At 59.3% G+C, this 19,455-nt stretch carries 15 protein-coding genes; 9 read left to right on the forward strand and 6 right to left on the reverse strand.

Annotation, left to right across the window (positions count from 1 at the left end; all coding sequences use genetic code 11):
* The first annotated feature begins 205 nt into the window (after positions 1-205).
* Positions 206-1,690: a 2-methylcitrate dehydratase gene (gene prpD / locus PSH97_RS09175; RefSeq protein WP_305448922.1), complete on the forward strand. Its 1,485-nt coding sequence runs from the start codon at positions 206-208 to the stop codon at positions 1,688-1,690.
* Between the two features lie 134 nt (positions 1,691-1,824).
* Here the strand turns inward: prpD and ppsR are convergent, their stop codons facing one another.
* Complete coding sequence (gene ppsR / locus PSH97_RS09180) at positions 1,825-2,643, reverse strand: posphoenolpyruvate synthetase regulatory kinase/phosphorylase PpsR (protein ID WP_007902088.1); 819 nt, start codon at positions 2,641-2,643, stop codon at positions 1,825-1,827.
* A gap of 174 nt (positions 2,644-2,817) precedes the next feature.
* Between ppsR and ppsA the strand changes: the two genes are divergently transcribed.
* From ppsA to PSH97_RS09220, 8 genes are all read left to right on the forward strand, one after another.
* Positions 2,818-5,193: a phosphoenolpyruvate synthase gene (gene ppsA / locus PSH97_RS09185; protein ID WP_305448923.1), complete on the forward strand. Its 2,376-nt coding sequence runs from the start codon at positions 2,818-2,820 to the stop codon at positions 5,191-5,193.
* 99 nt (positions 5,194-5,292) lie between these two features.
* On the forward strand, positions 5,293-6,282 hold the full coding sequence (locus tag PSH97_RS09190) for an alpha/beta fold hydrolase (RefSeq protein WP_305448924.1): 990 nt from the start codon (positions 5,293-5,295) through the stop codon (positions 6,280-6,282).
* A 174-nt stretch (positions 6,283-6,456) separates the two neighbouring features.
* Positions 6,457-6,948, forward strand: a complete 492-nt coding sequence (gene rraA / locus PSH97_RS09195; protein WP_305426119.1) for a ribonuclease E activity regulator RraA — start codon at positions 6,457-6,459, stop codon at positions 6,946-6,948.
* A gap of 25 nt (positions 6,949-6,973) precedes the next feature.
* Positions 6,974-7,969, forward strand: a complete 996-nt coding sequence (locus PSH97_RS09200) for a zinc transporter ZntB (RefSeq protein WP_038979912.1) — start codon at positions 6,974-6,976, stop codon at positions 7,967-7,969.
* Between the two features lie 63 nt (positions 7,970-8,032).
* A complete protein-coding gene (locus PSH97_RS09205) occupies positions 8,033-8,281 on the forward strand; it encodes a CrfX protein (RefSeq protein ID WP_305448925.1) in 249 nt (82 codons plus the stop codon).
* Between the two features lie 2 nt (positions 8,282-8,283).
* Positions 8,284-9,108, forward strand: coding sequence for a mechanosensitive ion channel family protein (locus tag PSH97_RS09210; protein ID WP_253551686.1), 825 nt, complete (start codon positions 8,284-8,286; stop codon positions 9,106-9,108).
* An 86-nt stretch (positions 9,109-9,194) separates the two neighbouring features.
* Positions 9,195-9,785: an RNA polymerase sigma factor SigX gene (gene sigX, locus PSH97_RS09215; protein ID WP_032830573.1), complete on the forward strand. Its 591-nt coding sequence runs from the start codon at positions 9,195-9,197 to the stop codon at positions 9,783-9,785.
* A gap of 107 nt (positions 9,786-9,892) precedes the next feature.
* Positions 9,893-10,927, forward strand: coding sequence for an OmpA family protein (locus PSH97_RS09220; RefSeq protein ID WP_305448926.1), 1,035 nt, complete (start codon positions 9,893-9,895; stop codon positions 10,925-10,927).
* A 172-nt stretch (positions 10,928-11,099) separates the two neighbouring features.
* On the opposite strand, the gene cobA is transcribed toward PSH97_RS09220, so the two are convergent.
* The 5 genes from cobA to PSH97_RS09245 all read right to left on the reverse strand — a co-directional run bounded on the left by cobA (position 11,100) and on the right by PSH97_RS09245 (position 19,451).
* Positions 11,100-11,867, reverse strand: coding sequence for a uroporphyrinogen-III C-methyltransferase (cobA, locus tag PSH97_RS09225; RefSeq protein ID WP_305448927.1), 768 nt, complete (start codon positions 11,865-11,867; stop codon positions 11,100-11,102).
* A gap of 10 nt (positions 11,868-11,877) precedes the next feature.
* Positions 11,878-14,595, reverse strand: a complete 2,718-nt coding sequence (locus tag PSH97_RS09230; protein ID WP_305448928.1) for a nitrate reductase — start codon at positions 14,593-14,595, stop codon at positions 11,878-11,880.
* Positions 14,595-14,912 carry a nitrite reductase small subunit NirD gene (gene nirD / locus PSH97_RS09235; RefSeq protein WP_007902067.1) on the reverse strand — a complete coding sequence of 106 codons (318 nt, stop codon included), beginning with the start codon at positions 14,910-14,912 and terminating at the stop codon, positions 14,595-14,597. Before nirD ends, PSH97_RS09230 begins: the two co-directional genes overlap by 1 nt.
* Entirely contained in the window at positions 14,909-17,377 is a 2,469-nt protein-coding gene (nirB, locus tag PSH97_RS09240) for a nitrite reductase large subunit NirB (RefSeq protein WP_305448929.1), read from the reverse strand. The genes nirD and nirB overlap by 4 nt, the downstream gene beginning before the upstream one ends.
* Positions 17,378-17,780: 403 nt before the next feature.
* Positions 17,781-19,451, reverse strand: a complete 1,671-nt coding sequence (locus PSH97_RS09245) for a bifunctional protein-serine/threonine kinase/phosphatase (protein WP_305448930.1) — start codon at positions 19,449-19,451, stop codon at positions 17,781-17,783.
* Between the last annotated feature and the right edge of the window lie 4 nt (positions 19,452-19,455).

The following is a 19,455-nucleotide window of genomic DNA, read 5'->3' on the forward strand; positions in this document are numbered from 1 at the left end:
ACCCGACCCTGAACCAATGGGGGAGCGGGCTTGCTCGCGAAGGCGGTGTATCAGAGGGCAGTATTGATTTCGACTGACACTCCCTCTTCGCGAGCAAGCCCGCTCCCCCAGTTAATTGCATTTCAATAACAAGAATGGCGCCACCAACTAAGATTGATCCTGAACCGAGGTCCCATCAGCGAACCACTGACCGAGTGAATCGAACATGAGCGCCAACGTCGACCTGAACAATCGCCCCGACTACGACACGGTCCTGCAGGACATCGCCGACTACGTCCTCAATTTCAAAATCGAATCTACCGAGGCGCTGGATACCGCCCGCAATTGCCTGATGGACACCCTCGGCTGCGGTCTGCTGGCCCTGCGTTTTCCCGAATGCACCAAGCACCTGGGGCCCATCGTCGAAGGCACTGTCGTCCCCTTCGGTGCTCGCGTGCCGGGGACCAGTTACCGTCTCGATCCGGTCAAAGCCGCCTGGGACATCGGTTGCATCGTCCGCTGGCTCGATTACAACGACACCTGGCTCGCCGCCGAATGGGGTCATCCGTCCGATAACCTCGGCGCCATTCTCGCGGTGGCCGACCACCTGTCGCAAAAACGCCTGGCCAATGGCGATGCACCGCTGACCCTTCGCGTGGTGTTGGAAGCCATGATCATGGCCCATGAGATTCAAGGCGTGATTGCACTGGAAAACTCCTTCAACCGCGTTGGCATCGATCACGTCATCCTGGTGAAAGTCGCCTCGACCGCCGTCACCGCCAAGCTCATGGGCGCCAATCGCGAGCAACTGCTGTCGGCGTTGTCCCATGCCTTTGCCGACGGCCAGGCACTGCGTACTTACCGGCATGCGCCAAATGCCGGGTCGCGCAAATCCTGGGCGGCAGGGGACGCGTCCAGCCGTGGCGTGCGTCTGGCGGACATTGCGATGCGCGGGGAAATGGGCATTCCCGGTGTACTGACCGCCAAACAATGGGGGTTCTACGATGTATTGTTCAGCCATACCAACAATGACCTGGCGCTCAAGCCTGAAGACAAACGTGCCTTCAGCTTTTCCCGGCCGTTCGGCAGCTACGTGATGGAAAACGTGCTGTTCAAGATCAGCTTTCCCGCCGAGTTTCACGCGCAAACCGCCTGCGAGGCCGCTGTCACCTTGCATCCATTGGTCAGGAACCGTCTGCACGAAATCGACAGGATCGTCATCACCACCCACGAATCGGCGATCCGCATCATCTCCAAGGTCGGCCCGCTGGCCAACGCTGCGGACCGCGACCACTGCATCCAGTACATGACCGCCGTGCCCCTGGTGTTCGGTAATCTGGTGGCCGAGCAGTACGAAGACGACTTCCACGTCGTGCATCCGATCATCGACGTGCTGCGCGACAAAATGGTCATCGTCGAAGACCCGCGCTTCACCCGCGAATACCTGGAGCCGGACAAACGCTCTATCGCCAATGCGCTGCAGGTGTTCTTCAAGGACGGCTCCAGCACCGAGAACGTGGTGGTGGAATACCCGATCGGCCATCGCCGTCGCCGCGCCGATGGTATTCCGCTGCTGGAAGAGAAGTTCAAGGCCAACCTGGCGACGCGCTTCACGGCTCAGCGCAGTGCCGAGATCTTTGCGTTGTGCAAGGACCAGGCTGCGCTTGAAGCGACCCCGGTGAACCGGTTTGTGGATTTATTTGTGATCTAGTCACACCGCGTCATTGTTCAATCGCGGGCAAGCCCGCTCCCACAAGTTCTCCATTGTTTGCAGATTTTGCATTCAACACAGATCCCTGTGGGAGCGGGCTTGCCCGCGATGGCGGTGTAACTGTCGCCGGATATTTACTTGAACCGCCGCTCCACACCTTTCTCTACTAAAATCTTCGCCGAAATCTCTTCCACGGAGAAATGCGTGGAATTGATGTGGGCGATGTTCTCGCGGCGAAACAGATTCTCCACCTCGCGCACTTCGAATTCACACTGCGCGTAGCTCGAATAGCGGCTGTTGGGCTTGCGTTCATTGCGGATCGCGGTGAGGCGGTCCGGGTCGATGGTCAGGCCGAACAGCTTGTGATGATGGGCGCGCAGGGCGGTTGGCAGTTGCAGGCGCTCCATGTCGTCTTCGGTCAGCGGGTAATTGGCCGCGCGGATGCCGAATTGCATGGCCATGTACAAACACGTCGGGGTTTTGCCGCAACGCGACACGCCTACTAGAATCAGATCAGCTTTGTCGTAATAGTGGGTGCGGGCGCCATCGTCGTTGTCGAGGGCAAAGTTCACTGCCTCGATACGCTCCATGTAATTGGAGTTGCCGCCGATGGAGTGGGATTTGCCGACGGTGTAGGAAGAATGCTCGGTCAGTTCCTGTTCCAGCGGGGCCAGGAAGGTCGAGAAAATGTCAATCATGAAACCATTCGACGTTGCGAGAATCTCACGAATGTCCTGATTGACGATGGTGTCGAAAATAATCGGACGAAAACCATCGTTTTCGGCGGCTTTGTTGATTTGTTGTACCATGGCCCGCGCTTTATCCGCGTTGTCGATGTAGGGCCGCGTGATCTTGCTGAAGGTAATGTTTTCGAACTGCGCCAGCAGGCTTTGACCGAGGGTTTCGGCCGTAATGCCCGTGCCATCGGAGATAAAGAAAGCAGATCGTTTCATTTGCACCTTGGGCCTTAAGCTAGTGACGATTCTTGGATATAGTAGGCGCGATTTGTCGGCCGCCAGTGGCCAGCATTCTCACTTATTTTCCAGGTCCAGGCCATACAGCCGGCAAATGCTCCCCCGAGTCGCCGGCTTCTGAGCTTTTCCAACACAGTTAGTGGAGAGATCACCTTGGTAGAGTACGTAGTTTCCCTCGATAAGCTCGGCGTCCATGATGTAGAGCACGTAGGGGGCAAGAACGCATCCCTGGGCGAGATGATCAGTAACCTTGCAGGTGCCGGTGTATCGGTGCCCGGTGGCTTCGCCACGACAGCTCAGGCGTATCGTGATTTCCTGGAACTGAGCGGTCTGAACGACCAGATCCACGCCGCCCTCGGCGCGCTGGATGTCGACGATGTCAACGCCCTGGCCAAAACCGGTGCCCAGATCCGTCAATGGATCATGGAAGCCGAGTTCCCCGAGAAGCTCAACGCCGAGATCCGCACCGCGTTCGCCACGCTGTCGGCCGGCAACCCTGACATGGCCGTTGCCGTGCGCTCTTCCGCTACCGCCGAAGACTTGCCGGACGCTTCCTTCGCCGGTCAGCAGGAAACCTTCCTGAACATCCGTGGCGTCGAAAACGTTATTCGCGCCGCCAAAGAGGTGTTTGCTTCCCTGTTCAACGACCGTGCAATTTCCTACCGCGTCCACCAGGGCTTCGACCACAAGCTGGTTGCCCTGTCGGCCGGCGTGCAGCGCATGGTCCGCTCCGAAACCGGCACCGCCGGCGTGATGTTCACCCTCGATACCGAATCGGGCTTCCGTGACGTGGTGTTCATCACCGGCGCTTACGGCCTGGGTGAAACCGTCGTACAAGGCGCGGTGAACCCGGATGAGTTCTACGTCCACAAAGGCACGCTGGAAGCCGGTCGTCCGGCCATCCTGCGTCGCAACCTGGGCAGCAAAGCCATCAAGATGATTTACGGCGAAGTGGCCACGGCCGGTAAATCGGTCAAGACCATCGACGTGGACAAGGCTGATCGTGCACGTTTCTGCCTGAGCGATGCTGAAGTCAGCGAGCTGGCCAAACAAGCGATGATCATCGAAAAGCACTACAAGTGCCCGATGGACATCGAATGGGCCAAAGACGGTGACGACGGCAAGCTCTACATCGTTCAGGCCCGTCCTGAAACCGTGAAGAGCCGCACTTCGGCCAACGTCATGGAACGTTACCTGCTGAAAGAAACCGGCACCGTGCTGGTGGAAGGTCGCGCCATCGGCCAGCGCATCGGCGCCGGCAAAGTGCGGATCATCAAGGACGTGTCCGAGATGGACAAAGTCCAGCCGGGCGATGTTCTGGTTTCCGACATGACCGACCCGGACTGGGAGCCGGTCATGAAGCGCGCCAGCGCCATCGTCACCAACCGTGGCGGTCGTACCTGCCACGCGGCAATCATCGCTCGCGAGCTGGGCATTCCGGCCGTGGTCGGTTGCGGCAACGCCACTCAGCTGTTGAAAGACGGCCAGGGCGTGACCGTTTCCTGCGCTGAAGGCGACACCGGTTACATCTTCGAAGGCGAATTGGGCTTCGACATCAAGAAAAACTCCGTGGATGCCATGCCGGATCTGCCGTTCAAGATCATGATGAACGTCGGCAACCCGGATCGCGCCTTCGACTTCGCGCAACTGCCGAACGCCGGTGTGGGCCTGGCCCGTCTGGAATTCATCATCAACCGTATGATCGGCGTGCACCCCAAGGCGCTGTTGAACTACGACGGCCTGCCGCCAGAAATCAAGGACAGCGTCGACAAGCGCATTGCCGGTTACAACGACCCGGTCGGCTTCTATGTCGAGAAACTGGTCGAGGGCATCAGCACCCTGGCGGCAGCGTTCTGGCCGAAAAAGGTCATCGTGCGTCTGTCGGACTTCAAGTCCAACGAATACGCGAACCTGATCGGCGGCAAACTCTACGAGCCGGAAGAAGAGAACCCGATGCTGGGCTTCCGTGGCGCTTCGCGTTACATCAGCGAATCGTTCCGCGACTGCTTCGAGCTCGAATGCCGTGCCCTCAAGCGCGTGCGCAACGAGATGGGCCTGACCAACGTTGAAATCATGGTGCCGTTCGTCCGTACCCTGGGCGAAGCGAGCCAGGTCGTTGACCTGCTGGCCGAAAACGGTCTGGCCCGTGGCGAAAACGGTCTGCGCGTGATCATGATGTGCGAACTGCCGTCCAACGCAATCCTGGCTGAAGAGTTCCTCGAGTTCTTCGACGGCTTCTCCATCGGCTCCAACGACCTGACCCAGCTGACACTGGGCCTGGACCGTGACTCCGGGATCATCGCGCACCTGTTCGACGAGCGTAATCCTGCGGTCAAGAAGCTGCTGGCCAATGCTATTCAGGCGTGCAACAAGGCTGGCAAGTACATCGGCATCTGCGGTCAGGGTCCTTCGGATCACCCGGATCTGGCAAAGTGGCTGATGGAGCAGGGCATCGAAAGCGTTTCGCTGAACCCCGATTCCGTACTGGAAACCTGGTTCTTCCTGGCTGAAGGTCAGGCTTCGGTCTGATCGGTGAGTGAAGCCCCGGCCCGCTTCGGTGGGCCGGGGTTTTAAGATTCAAGTAGGGCGGGCTCCTCTGGACGCCGCCCTTTTTTGTGCAAGAGCATTATGCAAAGCAGCAGCAACCTATTTCCTGTCGCCCTGATCAGCGCCGAGCGGCGCGGTGATCTGAGCGAAGACGTCTATCGTTTGAAACCCGGTAACAGCCCCGACGGCACCGTCGAACTGGCTGTGACACGCCTGGGCCTGGCCGACGAGCCGGCGGTGCGTGGCGTGCCGGTGATTTTGTTGCACGGCAGTTTTTCCAATCGACGGTTCTGGTTCTCTCCCAAAGGTCTGGGGTTGGGGGCTTATCTGACGCGTCTGGGCTTCGATGTGTGGATTCCGGAAATGCGCGGTCATGGCCTGTCTCAGCGCAACCAGAACTATCGCCAGAACCGCGTCGCCGACTACGCACGTTACGATTTGCCGGCCATTGGCGCGTTCGTGCGCGAGCAAAGCGGCCAGGTTCCACATTGGATCGGTCATTCGCTGGGTGGCATTACGCTGGCGGCGGCGCTGGGTGGGGAATACATCGGCGAGCCTGTCGTGGCTTCTGCTGCGTTTTTCGGTACGCAGGTCAGCCGCACTTACTGGCCGTTGAAGTTTCCTCCGGTGGAGTGGAGCGGGCGCTTCATTCTCAAGCGGTTTGCCCAACTGTCGGGTTCCCGGCTCAAGCGCGGCCCGGAGGACGAGCCAATAGGCCTGGCCTTGGAAAGCATGCGTTGGTACGGGCTGTTCGGGCGTTTTGGCGACGCCGACAAGGATTGGTGGGCGGGTTTGGCCGAGGTTCAATTGCCAGTACTGGCCGTGAGCGCCGCAGGCGATCATCAGGACCCGACCTGGGCCTGCCGCAAGCTGTTCGATCAGGTCGGTTCCGAGCACAAGCAATTCATCACCCTTGGTCGCGAGCAAGGCTTTGGCGATAATTTCGGTCATGTGGAAATGCTGGTCAGCAAGTCTGCGCAGACTGAAGTCTGGCCGTTGGTGGCGCGTTGGCTGGCGGATCAACAGACACCTTTGCTGGGCGGGAAGCCGGATTTGGCCGCGGCCGTTTGAGTCTGATGCTCTAACAAGGGCATTTCGCTCTGAACGGCTTGCGGCTAAGATATGACGCATTAAGCGGTTCTGGTCACTTTTGGTGAACGATTCGATCGGCGCGTTTGCAGCCGTTCAACCTTGGCCCGCCTCTGCGGTCTACTCGATTGTCTTCCTTTTTACAGGAGTTTCTCGATGAACCATTACCTCACGCCTGACCTGTGCGACGCCTACCCGGAGCTGGTACAGGTGCTGGAACCGATGTTCAGCAATTTCGGTGGCCGTGATTCTTTCGGTGGCGAAATCGTGACCATCAAATGTTTCGAAGATAATTCGCTGGTCAAGGAGCAAGTCGCGCTCAAGGGTAACGGTAAAGTGCTGGTGGTAGACGGTGGCGGTTCCCTGCGCCGCGCGCTGTTGGGCGACCTGCTGGCCGAGAAAGCCGCCAATAACGGTTGGGAAGGGCTGGTGATCTACGGCTGCATCCGCGACGTCGACGTCATCGCGCAAACCGATCTGGGGGTTCAGGCCCTGGCCAGTCACCCGATGAAAACCGACCGGCGCGGTGTGGGTGAACTCAATATTGCCGTGACCTTCGCGGGTGTGACCTTCCACCCGGGTCACTATGTTTACGCGGACAACAACGGCGTGATCATTTCGCCAAGCCCGCTGAAGATGCCTGAATAAAGCGCGTTTCATTAAAGGGGTGAGGATGTTCGAGGAAGAAAACGCGCAGTGGGGGCTGGTGCATGCCCTGGTGCTGGACGGTAAAGGCGGTGCGCGTTCGATAGCCCGGACTGAACTCGATGACTTGCAGTTGCAGGCCCATGAAAGCCTGTGGCTGCACTGGGATCGCAGTCATCCGCAAACCCAGACCTGGCTGCGTAAATACAGCGGTCTGAGTGAATTTAGTTGCGACTTGTTGCTGGAAGAGAACACCCGGCCGCGTCTTTTGCCGCTGCCGGACTCCGAGCTGTTGCTGTTTCTGCGCGGAATCAACCTCAATCCAGGTGCCGAGCCGGAAGACATGGTCTCGGTGCGGATTTTCGGTTCGGCCCAGCGGGTGATCTCCCTGCGTCTGCGGCCGTTGCGCGCCACCGATGAGTTGCTGGTGCAACTGGCCGAAGGCAAAGGGCCGAGAACCGCTTCCGAACTGATCCTTTATATGGCGCAATACCTCACTAACAAAGTGCAGGATCTGGTCAGCTGCCTCTCGGAAATCGTCGACGAGGAAGAAGAAAAGCTGGATACCGACGAACGGTATACACCGGAGCATGGGGCCGTTTTGCAGATCCGTCGCAGAGCAGCCGCACTGAAACGTTTTCTGGCTCCGCAGCGGGATATTTTCGGTCAGCTGACGCGGATAAAACTGCCATGGTTCGTTGAAGACGATGGCGATTACTGGAACGAATTGAACAACAGCCTGACCCGTTATCTCGAGGAGCTGGAATTGACCCGGGAGCGCGTGGGGCTGGTCCTGGAGGCCGAAGACCGGCGTCTGAGCGTGCGCATGAACCGCACGATGTACCGCTTCGGGATCATCACCGGGATCTTTTTGCCGATGAGTTTCCTGACCGGTCTTTTGGGCATCAACGTCGGCGGTATTCCGTTCTCCACCAGCCCTTATGGCTTCCTGATCGCCTGCTTGCTGGCAGGCTCGGTAGCGCTGGGGCAGTGGTGGCTATTCCGACGTTTGCGCTGGTTCTGAAGATGAGTCATGTGACCCGACCAAATTTGACCGCGTCTTTCACAGATATCACGAGAGGTGCGTATGCACGATCCGTTTGAACAATCTTTGCGTGACATGCTCAAAGCTTCGCCGTCCAGCCGTGACGACGATGCTTGCTTGGGTCGCGTGCTGAAAACCGCCAACCGCCAGGTCGGTGCCGGCGATCTGTTCAGCCTGCTGGGCCGTTGGCTGCCCGCGCTGATGATCGCGCTGAATAACGGATCGGCCCATGTCGCGCCGGTCTCCCGTCTTCGTAAATCTTCCGCTCGCACTGCTGATAAGGCTGATTGAATATGGAACTAGACCTCTGGACTCAGAGCCTCGTCACTGCAATGACTGCGTTATGGACCAAAGTTGCGAACTTCATTCCGAACCTGTTTGGCGCACTGGTTGTGCTGCTGCTGGGTTTTGTCGTGGCCAAACTGCTGGACACGCTGCTCTCCAAATTGCTTGCCAAACTGGGCCTCGATCGCTTGATGGGCGGCACCGGACTGACCAAGTTGCTGTCCCGCGCCGGCCTTCAGGTGCCTATCTCCACATTGATAGGCAAGATCGTTTATTGGTTCGTTCTGCTGATTTTTCTGGTTTCGGCCGCAGAATCACTTGGACTTGAGCGAGTTTCGGCTACGCTGGACATGTTGGCGCTGTATTTGCCTAAAGTATTCGGCGCTGCTCTGGTGCTGCTGGTGGGTGTCTTGCTGGCGCAACTGGCCAATGGGCTGGTGCGTGGCGCGGCAGAAGGCGTAGGGCTTGATTACGCCGCGGGCCTGGGGCGAATTGCCCAAGGCCTGGTGATCATCATCAGTATTTCGGTTGCGATCAGCCAGTTGGAGGTCAAAACTGACCTGCTCAACCATGTAATCGTGATCGTTTTGATTACCGTTGGTCTGGCGGTTGCGCTGGCCATGGGCTTGGGAAGCCGGGAAATTGCCGGTCAGATTCTTGCGGGAATCTATGTGCGTGAGTTGTATCAGGTTGGGCAACAAGTGCGTGTTGGTGAGGTCGAAGGTCAGATCGAAGAGATCGGCACGGTTAAAACCACCGTGCTGACCGATGAGGGTGAGCTAGTCTCTCTCTCGAATCGGTTTCTCTTGGAGCAGCATGTGAGTAGCCGCTAACCCGGCAAATCCTGCTAATGTATGCCGCCGCAAAATGTCCTGAAGGATTGCGGCGGACATTGACCTGACTGTCGGCCAGACTTGTTTTGAATAAAGCTCAATCGCTCTCCACGCGCTACGACCCCCGCGAGCTCTCTGATGAGGAGTTGGTCGCGCGCTCGCATACCGAGCTGTTTCACGTAACGCGCGCTTATGAAGAACTGATGCGGCGTTACCAGCGAACCTTATTTAACGTTTGTGCACGGTATCTCGGGAACGATCGTGACGCAGATGATGTCTGTCAGGAAGTGATGTTGAAGGTGCTCTACGGCCTGAAGAACTTCGAGGGCAAATCGAAGTTCAAGACCTGGCTGTATAGCATCACGTACAACGAGTGCATCACGCAGTATCGGAAAGAACGGCGAAAGCGTCGCTTGATGGACGCTTTGAGTCTGGACCCCCTGGAGGAAGCATCTGAAGAAAAGATGCCGAAACCCGAGGAGAAGGGCGGACTTGATCGCTGGCTGGTGTATGTGAACCCGATCGACCGTGAAATTCTGGTGCTACGATTTGTCGCAGAGCTGGAATTTCAGGAGATCGCAGACATAATGCACATGGGTTTGAGTGCAACAAAAATGCGTTACAAACGCGCTCTAGACAAATTGCGTGAGAAATTTGCAGGCATTGCTGAAACTTAGTTCGGCGCAAATATCTCTTACGTGTAGGCAAGTTCTGATAGACTTGCCGCCGAGTTGTCCCCCGGTTTGCGGGACTGCTTCACAATCACCAGATGGGGATTTAACGGATGAAACTGAAAAACACCTTGGGCTTGGCCATTGGTTCTCTTATTGCTGCCACTTCGTTCGGCGCTCTGGCACAAGGCCAAGGCGCAGTTGAAATCGAAGGCTTCGCTAAGAAAGAAATGTTCGATAGCGCTCGTGACTTCAAGAACAACGGCAACCTGTTCGGCGGTTCTGTTGGTTACTTCCTGACCGACGACGTTGAACTGCGTCTGGCCTACGACGAAGTGCACAACGCACGTGCTGAAGATGGCCGTAACATCAAGGGCTCCAACACCGCTCTGGATGCTCTGTACCACTTCAACAACCCGGGCGACATGCTGCGTCCGTACGTATCGGCTGGCTTCTCCGACCAAAGCATTGGTCAGAACGGCAAAAGCGGTCGTAACGGTTCCACCTTCGCCAACGTTGGCGGCGGTGCCAAGCTGTACTTCACCGAGAACTTCTACGCCCGTGCCGGCGTTGAAGCTCAGTACAACATCGACCAGGGCGACACCGAGTGGGCTCCTAGCGTTGGTATCGGTGTGAACTTCGGTGGCGGCTCCAAGCCTGCTGCTGCTCCAGTTCCAGCACCAGCTGAAGTCTGCGCCGACAGCGACAACGATGGCGTTTGCGACAACGTTGACAAGTGCCCGGACACCCCAGCCAACGTAACTGTTGACGCTGATGGCTGCCCAGCAGTTGCTGAAGTTGTTCGTGTTGAGCTGGACGTGAAGTTCGACTTCGACAAGTCGGTAGTCAAGCCTAACAGCTACGGCGACATCAAGAACCTGGCTGACTTCATGAAGCAGTACCCATCCACCACTACTACTGTTGAAGGTCACACTGACTCCGTCGGTCCTGACGCTTACAACCAGAAACTGTCCGAGCGTCGTGCAAACGCCGTTAAGCAAGTTCTGACCAACCAGTACGGTGTTGAATCGTCCCGCGTTCAGTCTGTTGGCTACGGCGAATCCCGCCCAGTTGCTGACAACGCTACTGACGCTGGCCGCGCTGTAAACCGTCGCGTAGAAGCGCAGGTTGAAGCTCAAGCTAAGTAATTAGCTCGCAGCTCTGGAAAAGCCCGGCTTAGGCCGGGCTTTTCTTTGTCTGCGATTTGGGGTTCAGCGAGGGTTTGGCGGTGTTCCGAAAAGATCCCAGCCTGCGGCAGCGCCTACATTGGTTCTGCCTTCACCACTGTAGGCGCTCGCGCAAGCTGTGATCTTTCAATCCTTACAAAGATGAACACTGAGCCCATGTAGGAGCTGCCGAAGTCTGCGATCTTTTGATCTCATCGCAGGCCGCCACAGCACCGATCACCAGAATCGCCGGGCTTTTGAGCTGGAAGTCGCAGGCATCGTCTTCCATGGCTGCCAAGTCGCTCCGACATTCCCGTTGGTGCGGCAGGGAAGCATTTTCGATCATCGCCACGGGTGTATCGGCTGCCATTCCGCCGGCCAGCAGTTGCTCGCGAATCTCACTAAGCTTCGCCACACCCATGTAGATCACCAGTGTGGTGCCCCCTTGAGCCAGGGCCTGCCAGTTCAGGCTGCTGTCATCCTGAGTGTGCGCCGTGACCAGTGTCACGCCACGCGCGACGCCCCTCAGTGTCAGCGGAATATCGCATTGGGTGGCGCCGGCAAGACCAGCCGTGATGCCATTGACCAGCTCAACCTCGACGCCACGCTCACGCAGCCACTGCGCTTCCTCACCGCCGCGCCCGAAGATGCACGGATCGCCACCCTTGAGCCGCACCACGCATTTGCCGTGACGGGTATAACGCAACATCAGGCGATGAATGAAGGCTTGAGGCGTTGAGCGACAACCGCCGCGCTTACCCACTGGGATAATTCGCGCGCTCGGACAATGTTCCAGTACCGCGTCATTGACCAGATCGTCGATCAACACCACGTCCGCTTCACGCAATGCTCGAACCGCCTTGAGGGTCAGCAATTCAGGGTCGCCAGGACCCGCACCCACCAGCCAGACTTTTGCGTTCATAGTGTTTTCCTCACGAGATGACGGCGACTGGCTGCGCAGTGGCGGCCAGCAAACGCTTGATTTCCGGAACGCAGGAGCCGCATTGCGTGCCGCAGCCCAATTCTTGTTTCAAACCCTGCAAGTCCAGGCCACGGCTGATACCGGCACAGACCGCGTTCTGGCTCACGTTCATGCAGTTGCACAGGGTTTTGGTGCCCGATGCCGAACTGCCAGCGCTGCCCGGTGGCGCACTCAAGGGCGCCAGCAGCCAACGACGTAGCTGTTCGTCGGCGCGACCTTCGAGCCACAGGCTTTGCAGCCAGTGCTGGGCGAGTGTTTCACCGGCCAGGCGAATCGCGGTGATCCGACCGTTCTCGATCCGTACCCGCTTGCCGATCGAGCGCCGAGGATCGTCGTAGGCCAATACCGGCCCGTCGGTGAGCCCCAGGCATTGATCGATATCACGCAACAGCTGCGGCTCTGGCGCGGTGGCGCTGGCGGCGCGTATCAGCAGTGCAGGGCGTTCACGGCCGGTAAGGCTGAGGCTTGCGTAGGAAAACGCCTCGCAGAGCGGTCGCAGCGTCTCCAAGTGCTGTTGAACATCACCCTCTATCAGGGCGAAAAGCTGCCAGGGCAAGTGCACAGGCTCGAGTCGTACACCGCTGTGTTTGAGTTCCGGTTGTTTCGACAATGGGTCGAAGGCGGGAAGGGTGAGGGTGTTCACGCCGCCTTTGAGAAAGCGGTCTCCCCAGTGCATTGGCAGGAAAGCCTGGCCCGGACGTACGCTGTCGTCGCTGCTGACCGGCACGATCACCGAGCCCCGGCGACTTTTCAGATTGATCAGATCGCCAGGTTGCAGGCGATGCCGACGCAGTTCATCCGGGTGCAGGCTCAACACGGCTTCGCTGACATGGCCGAATAGCTGCGCGGCGGTGCCGGTGCGGCTCATGCCGTGCCATTGATCGCGCAGGCGGCCGGTGATCAGGGTCAGCGGAAAACGCGCATCGCGTTGTTCCTTGGCGGCGCGATACGGGTCGGTCACGAACTGTGCGCGCCCGCTGGCGGTCGGGAAAACTCCGTCGAGGTACAGCCGCGCAGTACCTTCGCGGGCACCGGCGGGGAAGGGCCATTGCTGCGGACCAAGTTGGTCGATCAATTCATGACTGATCCCGGACAGATCGAGGTCGCGGCCGCGAGTCAGGTGTTTGTATTCGTCGAAGACCTGCGCCGGGGTTTCAAAGGCAAACAGGCTGGTTGCTCCAGGGCGCAGATGTTTTTCCAGGCGCTGTGCGAAATCCACCGTGATCGCCCAGTCGGGCCGTGCTTCACCGGGTGCACCGATGGCCTGCCGGACGTGGGAAATGCGCCGTTCGGAGTTGGTGACCGTGCCGTCCTTTTCACCCCAACTGGCGGCGGGCAGCAGCAGGTCGGCGAACGCGGCGGTTTCGGTGGTGCGAAAGGCTTCCTGCAACACCACGAACGGACAGGCTTGCAGTGCTTCGCGCACAGCGGTCTGATCCGGTAGCGACTGTGCAGGGTTGGTGCAGGCGATCCACAGCGCTTTGATCTTGCCGCTGCGCATCTGCTCGAACAGTTCGATGGCGGTCAGCCCGGTGTTCGCGGGCAGTTGATCAACGCCCCAGTAGTCGGCCACTTGTGCGCGGTGTTCGGCATTGGCCGCTTCGCGATGACCTGGCAGCAGGTTCGACAAACTGCCGGTTTCCCGGCCGCCCATGGCATTCGGCTGACCAGTCAGCGAGAAAGGTCCTGCACCGGGCCGGCCGATTTGCCCGGTGGCCAGGTGCAGGTTGATCAGCGCGCTGTTCTTCGCGCTGCCGGCGGTGGACTGATTCAGCCCCATGCACCACAGCGACAGAAAGCTCGGTGAAGTGCCGACCCATTGCGCGCATTGATGCAGTTGCTCGACGCTGATGCCGCAGAGTTGCGAAACCATTGTCGGGGTGTAATCGCGCACCAGGTTTTTCAGCTCGGCCAAGCCTTCGGTGTGGGCCTTGATGAAGTCGCGGTCGACCCAGTCTTCCCACAGCAAGAGATGCAAAATCCCATGGAACAAGGCGACATCGGTGCCGGGCAGGATCGCCAAATGCATGTCAGCCAAATCGCAGGTGTCGGTGCGCCGAGGGTCGATGACGATGACTTTCATCTGTGGGCGGCGGGATTTGGCTTCTTCCAGGCGACGAAAGAGGATCGGGTGGGCGTAAGCCATGTTGCTGCCGACGATCATTACGCAGTCGCTCAATTCCAGGTCTTCGTAGTTGCAAGGCGGAGCATCAGCGCCGAGGCTGCGCTTGTAGCCGACCACTGCCGAAGACATGCATAGCCGCGAATTGCTGTCGATGTTGTTGGTGCCCACCAGCGCTCGCGCCAGTTTGTTGAAGGCGTAGTAATCCTCGGTCAGCAACTGCCCAGAGATATAGAACGCGACGCTGTCCGGGCCGTGCTCGGCGATGGTTTGGGCGAAGACGCTGGCGGCATGATCGAGCGCCGTGTCCCAGTCGGTGCGGCTGCGGGCCAGGCCTTTGCCCAGGCGCAGTTCCGGGTATAACGCCCGTGCCGTCAGGTCGCCGGTCAGGTGCAGGGTCGAACCTTTACTGCACAATTTGCCGAAGTTGGCCGGGTGTGCCGGATCGCCGCTGACGCCGAGAATGCGCTCGCCGTCGTGCTCGATCAGCACGCCGCAGCCGACCCCGCAGTAGCAGCAGGTGGAGGCGGTGATTTGATGGTCCATCAGCTCGCTTCCCGTAGGGCCAGCAGCACCCGGCCGTTCTCGACCCGTGCCGAGTGATGGTGGGCGCAGCCGATATCCGGGGCCTGGGCCTCGCCGGTTTCCAGGTCGATCTGCCAGTTGTGCAGCGGGCAGGCCACCCGCTTGCCGTAGATCAAACCCTGGGACAGCGGTCCGCCCTTGTGCGGGCAGCGGTCGTCGAGGGCGAAAACCTCATCGTCGCTCGTACGAAAAATCGCGATGTCGCCTTTCGGGCCCGCGATGATCCGCGAGCCCAGGGTGTTGATCTCTTCCAGTGCGCAGATATCCAGCCAGTTCATACCGACACCTCCAGGTTCTTCACGGGAATGACCTCGAATTCTTTTTTCAGCAGCGGCTGTTCGAGGCGTTCCTTCCACGGATCCTGTTCGAACGACAGGGAGAATTGCAGGCGATCGTTCAAGGCCTTGCGCCGCTCGGGGTCTTCCAGCACGGCTTTCTTGATGTGTTCCATGCCGACCCGTTGCAGGTAATGCACGGTGCGCTCCAGGTAGAAGGCTTCTTCGCGGTACAGCTGCAGGAATGCGCCGTTGTATTCGCGTACTTCTTCGGCGGTTTTCAGCTTGACGAAAAACTCTGCAACTTCGGTTTTGATCCCGCCGTTGCCGCCGATGTACATCTCCCAGCCGGAATCCACGCCGATAATTCCGACGTCCTTGATCCCCGCTTCCGAGCAGTTGCGTGGGCAACCGGAGACGGCCAGTTTCACTTTGTGCGGCGACCACATGTTGAACAGGTCGTGCTCAAGCTCGATGCCCAGTTGCGTGGAGTTCTGGGTGCCGAAGCGGCAGAACTCGCTGCCGACGCAGGTTTTCACGGTGCGGATGGATTTGCCGTAGGCGTGGCCGGACGCCATGTCCAGGTCTTTCCAGACGCCTGGCAGGTCCTGCTTTTTGATCCCCAGCAAGTCGATGCGCTGGCCGCCGGTGACCTTGACCATCGGCACGTTGTACTTGTCGGCCACGTCGGCAATGCGCCGCAACTCTGAAGGATTGGTCACACCGCCCCACATCCGCGGGACTACAGAGTAAGTGCCGTCTTTCTGAATGTTGGCGTGGGCGCGTTCGTTGATCAGGCGCGATTGCGGGTCGTCCTTGGCTTCGCCCGGCCAGGTGGAAATCAGGTAGTAGTTGAGCGCCGGACGGCACGTGGCGCAACCGTTAGGGGTGCGCCAGTTCAGGTAGCTCATGGTGCCGGCGATGGTCAGCAGGTGCTGGTCGCGGATGGCCTGGCGGATTTGCCCGTGGTTGAGGTCGCTGCAACCGCAGATGGCTTTTTCGCTTTTCGGTTTGACATCCGCCGCACCGCCCACGGTGTTGATCAGGATCTGCTCGACGAGGCCGGCGCAGGAGCCGCAGGAGCTGGCGGCCTTGGTGTGTTTCTTCACGTCGTCGACGCTGAACAGACCGTGTTCCTGGATGGCCTTGACGATGGTGCCTTTGCACACGCCATTGCAGCCGCAGACTTCGGCGGTGTCGGCCATGCTCATGGCTTTGTCCTGGCCCTGGTGTCCTACGTCGCCCAAGGCCTGCTCCATAGACGAAGAGCCGCCGAACATCAGGTGATCGCGGATTTGCCGGATGTCATGGTTCTCACGGATCTGCCGGAAATACCAACCGCCATCTGCCGTATCGCCGTACAGACAGGCGCCGACCAGCACGTCATCCTTGATCACCAGTTTTTTGTAGACCCCGCCGATCGGGTCGGAGAGGGTGATGGTCTCGGTGCCTTCGCCGCCCATGAAGTCGCCGGCGGAAAACAGGTCGATGCCGGTGACTTTCAATTTGGTCGACGTCACCGAACCCTTGTAGGTGGCGAAACCCAGTTGGGCGAGATGGTTGGCGCACACCTTGGCCTGTTCGAACAGCGGCGCGACCAGGCCGTAGGCGATGCCACGGTGGCTGGCGCATTCGCCGATGGCGTACACCCGAGGGTCGTAGGTTTGCATCGTGTCGTTGACCAGGATCCCGCGGTTGCATGGGATGCCGGATTTTTCCGCAAGCTCGGTGTTGGGGCGAATACCGGCCGCCATCACTACCAGGTCGGCAGGAATGATGTCGCCGTTTTTGAATTCAACCGAACCAACCCGGCCATTGCCGGCGTCGTGCAGGGCCTGGGTCTGTTCGCACAGGCGAAAATGCAAGCCGCGGGCTTCCAGAGCGGTTTGCAGGAGTTGGCCACTGGTTTTGTCCAGTTGCCGTTCCAGCAGCCATTCGCCGATGTGCACCACGGTGACGTGCATGCCGCGCAGCATCAGGCCGTTGGCGGCTTCAAGACCCAGCAGGCCGCCGCCGATGACCACGGCATGCTTGTGGGTCTTGGCGGTGTCGATCATCGCCTGGGTGTCGGCAATGTCGCGGTAGCCAATCACGCCCTGCAAGGTATTACCGGGGATCGGCAGGATGAACGGGGTTGAACCGGTGGCAATCAGCAGGCGGTCGTATTCGGCCTCGGTGCCGTCTTCGGCGATGACCCGACGTTTGACCCGGTCGATTTCCACCACTTTGCGGTTGAGCAGCAGCTTGATGTTGTTTTCCAGGTACCAGTCCAGATCGTTGAGCACGATCTCTTCGAACGTTTGTTCGCCAGCGAGTACGGGCGACAGCAGGATGCGGTTGTAGTTGGTATGGGGTTCGGCGCCGAAGACCGTGATGTCGTACAGCTCATTACTCAGCTTGAGCAGTTCTTCCAGGGTACGAACCCCGGCCATGCCGTTGCCGATCATCACTAGTTTTAGTTTTTTCATCAGGTTCTCCGGGGAGCTCGGGCCTGCCTCATCAGGGCATTCAGGCCTTGCTCGACAAAATTTTGCGCAAACAAAAAAAGGCGTCCCGCTAGTTAACTAGCGAGGACGCCTTTGTCCTTGTCCCGTTCTCTCGGGCAGCGCAGCCTTCTACGTTGAAGGTTGGGCTTTATGTATGTTGGGAAAGGTAATGCAGTGGTTGTGCCAAGTCGCGCAAATGCCGAATTTATGGGCTCTCACCGTGGGGGGAGGGTGTTTGCGTGCACCGGTTCAAGGCGCAGTGCCCGGTTTTGAAGCAGAAAGATCAAAAGATCGCAGGCTGCGCCAGCTCCTACAGGAGATCGTGGGCACCCGTAGGGGCTGCCGCAGGCTGCGATCCTTTGATCTTTTGGGTGAAGTGAAAAACTCAACCATGAAACAGCAAAAACAGCAGCACCAGATTCACCAGCAACGACACCAGCGCCAACGTCCGCCAGACCTTCAACGGTTCGCGCTCCAGCAACGGTCTGGGGCGCACGCTCAAACTGCGTCGTTCTCCCTGTTCCAGTAGCAACAACCATTCTTCCGCCGTTTCAAAACGCTGATCCGGAGCCGCCGCCACCGCGCGCTCCAGGCTTTGCGCGATCCATTCCGGCAGGTCGGGCCGGTAGCGACTGGCGCTGACAGGCACACCAAACCGAGGGCGCTGGAAAGCTTCGATTTCGCCGTAGGGATAATGCCCGGTCAGCAGGTAATACAAGGTCACGCCGACCGCATACAAATCCTGTTGTGGTGTAGGAGCGTCACCTCGAAAGGCTTCCGGTGCGATATAGCTGGGCGTTCCGGGCAGCGCGCAAGCTTGATCTTCGGACAGCCCGGGGCAGTAGGCGAGGCCGAAATCCAGCAGGCGCAACTCGCCGTCGTCCCCCAGCAGCAGGTTCTCCGGTTTGATATCGCGATGCAGAATCTGCCGTCGATGCAAGATGCCGATGGCCCGCAGTAGGCGTTCGGCCAGGTCCAGCCATTGAGCCAGTGGCAGCGTTGCGACACGCTCATGCAGCTCCGCCAGGGTTGACCCGGAATATTCCCGCATCACGTAGTACAAATGCTGACGCTGACTGGCGGCATGGACTTCAGGAAAATGCCGCCCGGCCACACGCTTGAGAAACCATTCTTCCGACAACAATGCCTGCCCGGCCTGGTGATCGTCACGGAGTGCACTGGGCAAGGTTTTCAGCAGCCAGGGCTGTTGTTGTGCGTCGCGCACCCGGTAGAGCAGCGATTGCTGGCTCTGGCCGAGGATCCCTTCGACCTGCCAGCCTTCGAAAGTCTGGCCCGGCTTCAGTGCAGGCGGGAGTGGCCATTGCTGCAGATGAATCAGCGCGTCGCCAATGCTGGTTTCGCCGAGGGCATCGACCCGCACCAGCAGGGCGCTGGCATTGTCCTGACTGCCGGCCAGGTGCGCCGCGCTGACCAGGGTCTGCGCAGCACTGTCCAGATCAGGTTGATCGCGCAGAATCGCCGCAATGGCCGTGTCGCCCAGCACGGCCCAGATGCCGTCGCTGAGCAGCACGAAACTCTCGTTCAGGCGCAGTTCGCCATCGAGAAAGTCCAGCACCAGGTGTTGATCCAGCCCCAAGGCCCGTTTGAGCACATGCTGCATGCCCGGCTGGTCCCAGACGTGATCCTCACTCACCCGTTGCAGCGTGTCGGCGTGCCAGCGATAAACCCGGCAATCGCCGACATGCGCCAAGGTGAAGCGCCGGCCGCGCATCACCAAGGCACTGACCGTGGTCAGCAGCGGTTGCCCGCCGCCGTTAGCCTGCAACCAGCGATTTTGCGCCAGCAGCAGGCGATCCAGTGCCTGGGCGACACCCCAGGTTTCCGGGGTCGCGTAGTAGTCCAGCGCCAAGGCCTGCAAGGTTGAACGGGCCGCGAGACCGCCGTCGGCACATTGGCTGACGCCGTCGGCGATGGCGAACAGGTAACCCTTGCTTGCCGCCAGCGCCGGGGCCGGAGTGACCAGGCGCAGAGCGTCCTGGTTCTCCTCGCGGGGGCCGATGGCGCTGTGTTCGGCGAAGCTCAGTTGCAGGCTCATTCAG

Origin of the sequence: Pseudomonas cucumis (assembly GCF_030687935.1) — a bacterium.
Classification (GTDB): Bacteria; Pseudomonadota; Gammaproteobacteria; order Pseudomonadales; family Pseudomonadaceae; genus Aquipseudomonas; species Aquipseudomonas cucumis.

What these genes read in the sequence shown, in the direction of transcription:
- prpD (WP_305448922.1), top strand. Translation starts at nt 206, where the DNA reads ATGAGCGCCAACGTCGACCTGAACAATCGCCCCGACTACGACACGGTC.
- ppsR (WP_007902088.1), bottom strand. Translation starts at nt 2,643, where the DNA reads ATGAAACGATCTGCTTTCTTTATCTCCGATGGCACGGGCATTACGGCC.
- PSH97_RS09190 (WP_305448924.1), top strand. Translation starts at nt 5,293, where the DNA reads ATGCAAAGCAGCAGCAACCTATTTCCTGTCGCCCTGATCAGCGCCGAG.
- rraA (WP_305426119.1), top strand. Translation starts at nt 6,457, where the DNA reads ATGAACCATTACCTCACGCCTGACCTGTGCGACGCCTACCCGGAGCTG.
- PSH97_RS09200 (WP_038979912.1), top strand. Translation starts at nt 6,974, where the DNA reads ATGTTCGAGGAAGAAAACGCGCAGTGGGGGCTGGTGCATGCCCTGGTG.
- PSH97_RS09205 (WP_305448925.1), top strand. Translation starts at nt 8,033, where the DNA reads ATGCACGATCCGTTTGAACAATCTTTGCGTGACATGCTCAAAGCTTCG.
- PSH97_RS09210 (WP_253551686.1), top strand. Translation starts at nt 8,284, where the DNA reads ATGGAACTAGACCTCTGGACTCAGAGCCTCGTCACTGCAATGACTGCG.
- PSH97_RS09220 (WP_305448926.1), top strand. Translation starts at nt 9,893, where the DNA reads ATGAAACTGAAAAACACCTTGGGCTTGGCCATTGGTTCTCTTATTGCT.
- cobA (WP_305448927.1), bottom strand. Translation starts at nt 11,867, where the DNA reads ATGAACGCAAAAGTCTGGCTGGTGGGTGCGGGTCCTGGCGACCCTGAA.
- PSH97_RS09230 (WP_305448928.1), bottom strand. Translation starts at nt 14,595, where the DNA reads ATGGACCATCAAATCACCGCCTCCACCTGCTGCTACTGCGGGGTCGGC.
- nirD (WP_007902067.1), bottom strand. Translation starts at nt 14,912, where the DNA reads ATGAACTGGCTGGATATCTGCGCACTGGAAGAGATCAACACCCTGGGC.
- nirB (WP_305448929.1), bottom strand. Translation starts at nt 17,377, where the DNA reads ATGAAAAAACTAAAACTAGTGATGATCGGCAACGGCATGGCCGGGGTT.
- PSH97_RS09245 (WP_305448930.1), bottom strand. Translation starts at nt 19,451, where the DNA reads ATGAGCCTGCAACTGAGCTTCGCCGAACACAGCGCCATCGGCCCCCGC.